Below are 1271 nucleotides of genomic sequence, written 5' to 3' on the forward strand. Positions count from 1 at the left end.
GGTTCCGGTGTTCGGGCGACGCGTCCGCGGCGAAAGCGGTCGGGAAGGGAGGCGTCGACGCACCGGTGACGCGGTACCGGTTCCACGGATCCGGCTCCGAGATCTCGCAGGGCGCCGATCCGTGCGGCGTGGTGAGCGTCGCCGGACCGCGTCCCGAGGCGAGCGCGGCGGTGAGTTCGTCGTGCGCCGCGATGCGGCCGTGCCAGTGGTAGCGGCCGTCGATCGGCTGGAAGTAGCCGCGCAGGTCGACCTGCACGGCGAGCTCGGGTGCGGACGGCACGGCGGTGAGGACGAGGGTCGCGGGGCCGCGGTATCCGTCGTCTCCGGGCGAGTCAGCCATCGAACCTCCTTGTTCGAGAGCGGTGTTCGGGCGATGTCAGAGCGCAGCGGTACCGGTCGGTTCGGCCTCTCCGGCGGCGCGGCCGACACGCAGGGAGAGCCTGGGGCGCGAGGCCGGTAGCGGTTGTTCCGGGTCGATGTCCACGCCCGCGTCGCGCAGCACCCCGGACAGCGCCGCCCACACCAGCTGCGTGACGTATTCGACGACGTGGACGCGGCTCATCGAGCGGCGTTGCAGCCACCACTCGCCCGTGCTCTGCACCAGACCGGTCACGCCGTACGCCCACGGCTCCGCGGCGCCCGAGTCGAGGCCGAACACGCGCAGGTAGTCCCCGATGACCGCGGTCAGCTGCGCGGCGATGAACTCCTTGTCGTGCTGCACCGGGTCGACCCCGTCCAGTGCCTCGCCGGCCGAGCGGCGGGCGAGCAGCCAGTACAGGTTCGGGTTCTCGTCGATCACCGCGAAGTAGGCGCCGATCGCCTCCCGAGTGCGCGTCAGCGCCGGGCCGTCGCAGTTGAGCGCGGGCAGCAGCCGCGCGAACAGCAGCTCGGTGCCACGCTCGCCGAGGGCCCGGACAAGGGCCGCCTTGTCGCTGAAGTAGCGGTAGAGCACCGGCTTGGTGACCCCCGCCTCCGCGGCGACCGCGTCCATCGGTAGATCAGGCCCCTGCGTCTCCAGCACGCGCAGAGCGGCGTCGACGAACTGCGCGCGGCGCGCGGCCCGGTGCGCGGTCCAGCGCCCCTTGCGCGCGTCGCCCTCGCGGGACGGGGGCAGCGCAGCGCCCGAACCGGCCTTGACAGGTCCACTCATGTTGAGCACGCTACCAGAAGTAACTGTTACTTCAAGTCATACTTCTGCCGGCATCGAGTCGGACGCGGATCGGCACAGCGGCAAGGAGGCTGCGATGGCGGGAACGGCGCGGGTGGATACG

General features: G+C 71.7%; 2 protein-coding genes. Both read right to left on the reverse strand.

The window, feature by feature from the left end:
* The coding region (locus KGA66_RS29085; RefSeq protein ID WP_211472820.1) for a DUF4873 domain-containing protein at window positions 1-340 on the reverse strand (340 nt) is incomplete at its 3' end.
* A 36-nt stretch (window positions 341-376) separates the two neighbouring features.
* Window positions 377-1150 carry a TetR/AcrR family transcriptional regulator gene (locus KGA66_RS29090; protein WP_211472822.1) on the reverse strand — a complete coding sequence of 258 codons (774 nt, stop codon included), beginning with the start codon at window positions 1148-1150 and terminating at the stop codon, window positions 377-379.
* Window positions 1151-1271: the final 121 nt, after the last annotated feature.

The organism is Actinocrinis puniceicyclus, from assembly GCF_018283645.1.
Taxonomy (GTDB): Bacteria; Actinomycetota; Actinomycetes; order Streptomycetales; family Catenulisporaceae; genus Actinocrinis; species Actinocrinis puniceicyclus.

Excerpts from the sequence above, each read along its gene's own strand:
- KGA66_RS29090 (WP_211472822.1), bottom strand. The coding sequence starts at position 1,150 with ATGAGTGGACCTGTCAAGGCCGGTTCGGGCGCTGCGCTGCCCCCGTCC.